Raw genomic sequence first — 6,225 nt, forward strand, 5'->3', positions numbered from 1 at the left:
TTAAAAAGGGCGGGGCCCCCGCCCCCCCCACGCGCGCCGCCCGCCCCCTGGGCCGTACAGAGCGGGCGACGGGAATCGAACCCGCGTAGCTAGTTTGGAAGATCGCGTACGCGGATGGCTGTTGAGCTGGCAACTCGCTGACCTGCGGCTTAGTGGAGTGATGCCCCACCTTCCCCGCTGTTCCCCGTCAGTGCTCGGCTCACCGGGCACGCGAGGGGCACGTCTACATGAGTCTGCCGATCAAGGGCAGGAGAGTCACGAGCAAGCCCAGGACGGCAGTGATCAACTGCAGGATCTGAGTCGCTGACTCGGTGCGAGACCTACTGGCGCGCGACTCGTACTTGCTCGCGAGGGAATGTTCCCGGTAGTCTCCCAACTCGTTCAATGCATGGCAGTGCAATGCATAGGACGGTACGGCTGCCTGATCTGTGGGTTTCTCGTCCAAGGGGACCTCAATCTGTCGGCCACGCCTAGCCGTTGAAGCGCCGCTCTTGGTAGGGGATGCGCGACACGGCTTTTTGGCGTGGGTTCTCTGGGTCTCAACTCGGCGGAAGCGTAGCGGAGTTGTCGTCGTGGATGCTTCACGGGCATGCCGTTGTGTGAGGTCTCTCACACTGCAACGCGCCTAGAACAACGGCTGTTGGGGGTTGCGTGCCTGCAGCCACTCCCTCATCTCATGACAGCTACTCACGTAGGCGCGCGCAGCCTCTGGGCTGAGGTTGAGGGCCACCTGATGTGCAGCCCGGTTACGCACTCTGCTGAGTTCCAAGATCGAGACCTTGATGTTCAGCGGCAAGTCCAGGCGATCAATCAGCCGACTGATAGGCAAGGGGTGGCGTTCGGATCGCCCAAGCTCCAGTTCCTCCAGGCGCCGCAACTCGGCTTCGACGTGCCACCATGCCGCGATAGCTGCCGCCTCTGGCTGCATCTGGGCGTAGGACAGGAGCAGATCCTCCTGCTCTAGCCTCCCAGTACGGACCCTCTCTGAACGGATGCGAACGACGGCGGCTGCGGTCGGCTCTTGAAGGGAATCTTGCTGAGCGGTCGCCGCCTCCGCAGGAGGCGTGTTGGTGAGGACCGCCACCTCTGCGTCTGTGCTCGCCTCAAGGATCTCGCCGGAGAACTCTGCGTCGATGCCAGGTGCGCTCAAGGCCTTCACTCGGCGGATCAGGTCGCTGAGCTGGCTCCGGAAGCCGTAGACAATCGCGATGGTCGTGGTCGGCCAGATGAGGACCTTGAGGTAATCGAGCACTAGTCGCGCAACTTCCACAAGCGCATCATGCCGTAACTCGCAAGGCGGCAGTCACCCTTGGGTGTGACTGCTGGAAACTGCTGCCACAACGCCGATCCCACCACTCGCCCCGGCTCCCATCCCGTACGCCGTCGACCCACACACCGTGGAGCGGGCGTGGTTCCTGGCGTCCAGGTGGAGCGCGCCACTGTACGAACGACCTGGACGCCAGGGGCCGCGTCTGCTCGGCTCTGCCTGGGTCGATGGTGTGCGGGATGGGAGCCACCAGCATCCGCCACGACGAACCCGCGGGCGGCGACGGTGCCCCCTCCATCCCGGTGCCGGCCGATCCCCCGCCGGAGGCTCTGTTCTGACTGGGGCCTTGCCCACCAGGTCTCGACTCAGGGCCGTAGCCTCGCTGCGGCCCCAGGGGCCGGCCCCGGCGCCGAAGGCGCAGAGGGGTCGGGCCCAAGGGGCCAGCCCGCGCTTGCGCGGGTACTTGATGAGGTAGAGAAACCTGTAACAGCTCAGGCTTCGGGCGCGACGTAGCAAACGGCCGGGATGCTCCGTCCGGCCCCGAAGTGATGAGTGGCTTCGCCGATCTTGCGCCAGCCGAGCTGTTCGTAGAGTCGGATCGCGGCAGTGTCCTTCACCATGACATCCAGAACCAGGCGAAGATCATTGTCTCGGGCATGGCTCATTGCGGCTTGCATCAGCAGCTGACCGGTACTGTTCCCGCGGGCTGCTTGGGTCACAAACAGCCTGGCTAGAAGCGCGACGTGGGCCTCATCGTCTCCGCTCTGCTCGACCCACAGGGAAACGGCGTCTTCGCCCCTAGGACGCATGATCGCGACATGTCCGACGATGGCACCGCGTGCTTCGGCCACCCAGGCCGCCAACACGTCATCTGATTTGATCCATGCCTGAGGGTCTTCCACGCCTTCCACTGGATAGCCATCCGTCTCGTGCACCTCGACCAGCGCTTTGGCTGCACCGACCAGGTCAGCGCCTTGAAAAGGGCGTACGGTCACAGGCTCCACAGGGTTCCTACCTCTCGACGGGCAGCTCGTAAAGCAAGCCAGTCCGGTCGGCTCGGTGCACGTAGCGGGACACCTCGAAGGGCACCCCGTCTTGATCGAGGCTGGTGTGTAGGACCTCAAGCACCGGCACTCCCGGCAGGAGATCCAGCGTCGCGGCCTCGGCAGGAGTCGGCATCCTCGCGCTGATCTCGTCCCGTACTTGGGTCATGAGATGCCCGAGATCTTCAAGACGGCCATAGATGCCGTCCTTCCCCGTCTTGACCTGCATGAGCAGTGTCCCCTGCGCCTCGTCCCAACGGAGGTACGTGGACACGATCTGCACGGGCTCGTCGTCCGCGAAGTAGTGATTCTCGCGATGTACGACGCTCTCTTCGTCCTGAGGCACTTGCAGGCGCTCCGCGACATCCGCCGGCGGCCGCTCTCTGGCGATGGACGGCACATCGATCTTTGCGACCTTGCCTTGCCGCTTGCACTCCAGCCGGAAGGGGGTCAGTCCAGTTTCGCGGTTCTTAACCGAGTAACGGTCGCTTCCGAAGCGGAACAGCTTTTGAGGCTCCCGGACGAAGACACCTTTCCCGTGCTTCGCCGTGACAAGTCCCTGCTCGGCGAGCAGGCGGATGGCTTCGCGGGCGGTGTTCCGCGCAGTGCCGTACTCCTCCGCTAGTGCCCGCTCAGACCGCAGCTTGTCGCCGCTTCGGAGCTCCCCGACTTCGATCTGACGGCGGAGATCTTCGGCAATGCGCCTGCTCGGAGGCTGCGGCGTCGACGAGGCGGACGGAGTCATGCGACCAGTCTAGCGACTGGCTCAAGCCACCTGCTTGACCCGAAGGGCGCCCTGTGCTCAACTGGCTTAAGCCAGCAAGTGGCTTAAGCCAGTTGGCCCGCCGTGAGGGCGGGCCTCCGAACAAGGGGTGACGCATGCCGTCGTTCAAGATCGACACATCGACTGCTGTGGTGTTCGTGGCGACCGCGCCCGAGCCGAAGGTGAAGAACTACGCGACCGGTGAGCGGGCCGTGAACCTGGAGGGGAGGCCCCTGTCCGTCGTGGGTCTGCTGGTCTCGGACGAGGGGGAGGGCAACCTCCTGAAGGTCGTCATCCCGGAGAACGGGTTCCCCGAGGGCCTGGTGCCGGGAATGCCGGTCAAGGTCATCGGGCTGAAGGCCCGGGACTGGGACAACGTGATCAAGGGCGAGCGTCGGCAGGGCATCTCGTTCAGCGCGGTCGCGCTCACCCCGGCGGCCTGATCATGGGCGACCTGACGATGTGGCTGGAGGCCACAGCCGGGTTATCCGCCGCCGGTGGTGTCGGGTACGCCAAGGGCCGGGCGCCTCGGGCGTACTGGGCGCTGGTCGGGCTGCCGGTGACGCTGGCTCGGTTCGGGTTCTCCTACCGGGCCACGATGGACGTGTGCGGGCTGACGGTGCGGCCGTCGGGGCTGCGGGCGTTCGTGACCCGCAATGTCGCCCGCCGGGAGGTGCAGCCGGTTCCGCCGAAGATCCGCCAGGTGCGAGGCACCTCGACGGGCCTGCGGGTGACGCTGCGGCTTCCGGCCGGCCTGGAGCCCGCCGACGTGGCCGCCGCCTCCGAACGGCTGCGGCACGCTTGGGGCGTGTACTCGGTGACCGTGGTGGAGACGAAGCCGGGCTTCGTGGAGCTGCGGATGACCGGCTACGACGTGCTGCGCCGGGTGCGGATGCCCCGCCAGGCTGAGCCGCGCGACATGATCGTGCCGGTGGCACTGCGGGAGGACGGGACCGCGTTCGAGCGGGACTACCGCAAGGCTCCGATGGCGCTGACCTTGGGCGCGAACCAGTCCGGCAAGTCCATGTACCAGCGCAACCTGATCAAGGGCCTCGCTCAACTCCCGGTCGCCCTCGTCGGGGTGGACTGCAAACGAGGAGTCGAGCAGGCGCGGTATGCGCCGCGCCTGTCGGCCCTGGTCACCACTCCGGACGATGCCGCCTCGCTGTTCGGGGTGCTGGTCGCGGAGATGGAAGACCGCTTCGACCTGCTGAGCCAGCACGGCGTCTCCGACATCTGGGAACTGCCGGACCACCTGCGACCGGTGCCCGTGGTCGTCCTGGTGGACGAGATCGCGGAACTCTTCCTGATCTCTTCCAGGAAGGACGAGGAACGCCGGGAACGGATCGTGACCGCGTTGATCCGGCTCGCGCAAATGGCCCGCGCGGCCGGCATCTACCTGGAGATCTGCGGGCAGCGCTTCGGCTCCGAGTTGGGCAAGGGCGCCACCATGCTCCGCGCCCAGCTCACCGGCCGGGTCGTCCACCGCGTCAACGACAAGCAGACCGCCGAAATGGGCCTGGCCGACGTCGCCCCGGACGCGGTCCCGGCCGCGAGCCTGATCCCGATGGAACGCCCTGGTACCGCCGTCGCGGCGGACACCTCGGGCGGCTGGTCGAAGATCCGCACCCCGGCCGTCTCCCGGGACGAAGTCATCGCGGTTTGCCGCACCTTCGCCCACCTGGTCCCGGACCTGCCGTTCCTCGAACCCTTCCGCCCCTGCGCGCCCGCTGAGGCGTCGGCGGAGGGGCCGTCGCTGGTCAAGCCGCGACCGGTCACCGAGTAACACCCTCCGTTCCACGGTCGGCGCGACCGTCTCGCGCCAGGTCCCTACCCCCGCCATGCCTGCTGGAGGAACGCCATGGCCCCACGACGCAAGACCACCGCCCCCAAGCCGTGCCCCGACTGCCAGGGCGGGCAGACCTCGGAGTCCTTCCAGGTCGGCGGGCGCCGCAAGCGCGTGAGCGACGACCGACAGCAGGCCCTGTGCCTGACCTGCCTTGGCACCGGCCACGCCCCCGACTGACCTCGAAGGGAGGCGCTAGAGATGCCTCGATCCCTCGCCCGCCCGGACGCCGTACTGATCCAAGCCGTGATCGCCGGTGCCCTGTCCTTCGCCCACCTGCACGACCTGGCCCTTGCGGCGGCCCAGTCCGGGTGGAAGGCGTGGGCCTACCCGGTCTCCGTCGACCTGCTGTTGGTCGCGGCCTGGCGCCGACTGCGCATCGCCCGGCGTGACCGCTCGGCCTGGACCTGGTTCGTCATCGCCCTCGGCGCCTCACTGGGCGCCAACATCGCCACCGCCGGACTCCTCGACCTGGGCCAGGTGCCTGCCTGGCTGCGCATCCTCGTAGCGGGCTGGCCCGCCCTGGCCTTCCTCGGCGGCACCCTCCTGGTGCACTCGCCCACCCCGGCTCCGGCCCCAGCGGAAGTCGAAGAACCGGCTGTCCTGGACCTCGCAGTCGAGCGGGCCGACGAACCCGCGCCCGCCTCGGCTCCGGAACTGGCTCCCCCGCCGGAACCAGCACCGGTCAAGCCCGCGGTTCCTGCCCCGGTCGTCCCGGCGGCCCTGCTCGATCACGCCCGCAAGATCACTGAAGCCCATCAGGCGTCCACCGGGTCACCGATGCCCGCCGACGCTCTCTCGGCCCGTCTCGGCCTGCCCGAGGACATGACCCGCGCGATCACCACACAACTCCAACTCACCTGACCGAAGGGAGGTTCGCTCATGTCCGCCTACCGCCGCTTCCGCAACGTGATCCGCATCGGCCCCGTCCAGGTCGGCACCTCTTACGACGGCCGTGGCCGCGAGACGCACACCGCCGCCTGCACCGCACCCGGCTGCGGCTTCGACGCCGACTACTCCACCCGCGCCGGCGCCGAACTCGCCGCCCGCACCCACCGCTGCCGGGCCTGACAAGGAGACCCCCGTCATGGACGTTCCGCTCTGGCTGGCCGTGGCCGTCGTCGGCTACCTCGGCATCAAACTCGCCCGCCCCTCCTGGTGGCTCGTGGCCGTGCTCCTCCTCGGCGGCTACCTCATCGCACACAGCTTCCTCGGCCCCGTCGTCGGCTCCCTCATCAACCACTGACCCGAAGGGACAACCACCATGCTCACCCCGAAGTACCCGCCCCAGGACATCGCCTCCCCG

General features: G+C 67.6%; 9 protein-coding genes. 6 read left to right on the top strand and 3 right to left on the bottom strand.

The genetic code is table 11. The features are described 5' to 3' along the window. Nucleotides 1–625 precede the first annotated feature (625 nt). From V7E45_RS29415 to V7E45_RS29425, 3 genes are all read right to left on the bottom strand, one after another. Nucleotides 626–1,252, bottom strand: a complete 627-nt coding sequence (locus tag V7E45_RS29415) for a hypothetical protein (protein ID WP_333777234.1) — start codon at nucleotides 1,250–1,252, stop codon at nucleotides 626–628. Between the two features lie 506 nt (nucleotides 1,253–1,758). Beyond that, on the bottom strand, nucleotides 1,759–2,271 hold the full coding sequence (locus tag V7E45_RS29420) for a GNAT family N-acetyltransferase (RefSeq protein ID WP_333777235.1): 513 nt from the start codon (nucleotides 2,269–2,271) through the stop codon (nucleotides 1,759–1,761). Between the two features lie 7 nt (nucleotides 2,272–2,278). Beyond that, complete coding sequence (locus V7E45_RS29425) at nucleotides 2,279–3,055, bottom strand: GntR family transcriptional regulator (RefSeq protein ID WP_333777236.1); 777 nt, start codon at nucleotides 3,053–3,055, stop codon at nucleotides 2,279–2,281. A gap of 134 nt (nucleotides 3,056–3,189) precedes the next feature. On the opposite strand from V7E45_RS29425, the gene V7E45_RS29430 reads away from it, so the two are divergent. The 6 genes from V7E45_RS29430 (at nucleotide 3,190) to V7E45_RS29455 (ending at nucleotide 6,165) form a co-directional block, all read left to right on the top strand. Further along, a complete protein-coding gene (locus V7E45_RS29430; RefSeq protein ID WP_333777237.1) occupies nucleotides 3,190–3,516 on the top strand; it encodes an SCO3933 family regulatory protein in 327 nt (108 codons plus the stop codon). Nucleotides 3,517–3,518: 2 nt separating this feature from the next. Then, nucleotides 3,519–4,859 carry an FtsK/SpoIIIE domain-containing protein gene (locus V7E45_RS29435; protein WP_333777238.1) on the top strand — a complete coding sequence of 447 codons (1,341 nt, stop codon included), beginning with the start codon at nucleotides 3,519–3,521 and terminating at the stop codon, nucleotides 4,857–4,859. Nucleotides 4,860–4,934: 75 nt separating this feature from the next. Then, entirely contained in the window at nucleotides 4,935–5,099 is a 165-nt protein-coding gene (locus V7E45_RS29440; protein WP_333777239.1) for a hypothetical protein, read from the top strand. Nucleotides 5,100–5,120: 21 nt separating this feature from the next. Then, the gene (locus V7E45_RS29445) at nucleotides 5,121–5,783 is read left to right on the top strand and encodes a DUF2637 domain-containing protein (RefSeq protein ID WP_333777240.1); all 663 of its coding nucleotides are present in this window, start codon (nucleotides 5,121–5,123) and stop codon (nucleotides 5,781–5,783) included. 18 nt (nucleotides 5,784–5,801) lie between these two features. After that, the gene (locus V7E45_RS29450) at nucleotides 5,802–5,990 is read left to right on the top strand and encodes a mobile element transfer protein (RefSeq protein WP_116129402.1); all 189 of its coding nucleotides are present in this window, start codon (nucleotides 5,802–5,804) and stop codon (nucleotides 5,988–5,990) included. Between the two features lie 16 nt (nucleotides 5,991–6,006). Then, nucleotides 6,007–6,165 (top strand): hypothetical protein, encoded by a 159-nt coding sequence (locus tag V7E45_RS29455; RefSeq protein WP_121024823.1) that lies wholly within the window; start codon nucleotides 6,007–6,009, stop codon nucleotides 6,163–6,165. The last annotated feature ends 60 nt before the right edge of the window (nucleotides 6,166–6,225 follow it).

This window comes from Streptomyces sp. IBSBF 3136, from assembly GCF_036815105.1.
In the GTDB taxonomy this organism is placed as follows: domain Bacteria; phylum Actinomycetota; class Actinomycetes; order Streptomycetales; family Streptomycetaceae; genus Streptomyces.

Bases quoted from the DNA above. Each gene is read 5' to 3' on its own strand.
- V7E45_RS29450 (WP_116129402.1), top strand. From the start codon at position 5,802: ATGTCCGCCTACCGCCGCTTCCGCAACGTGATCCGCATCGGCCCCGTC.
- V7E45_RS29425 (WP_333777236.1), bottom strand. From the start codon at position 3,055: ATGACTCCGTCCGCCTCGTCGACGCCGCAGCCTCCGAGCAGGCGCATT.
- V7E45_RS29455 (WP_121024823.1), top strand. From the start codon at position 6,007: ATGGACGTTCCGCTCTGGCTGGCCGTGGCCGTCGTCGGCTACCTCGGC.
- V7E45_RS29440 (WP_333777239.1), top strand. From the start codon at position 4,935: ATGGCCCCACGACGCAAGACCACCGCCCCCAAGCCGTGCCCCGACTGC.
- V7E45_RS29435 (WP_333777238.1), top strand. From the start codon at position 3,519: ATGGGCGACCTGACGATGTGGCTGGAGGCCACAGCCGGGTTATCCGCC.
- V7E45_RS29430 (WP_333777237.1), top strand. From the start codon at position 3,190: ATGCCGTCGTTCAAGATCGACACATCGACTGCTGTGGTGTTCGTGGCG.
- V7E45_RS29445 (WP_333777240.1), top strand. From the start codon at position 5,121: ATGCCTCGATCCCTCGCCCGCCCGGACGCCGTACTGATCCAAGCCGTG.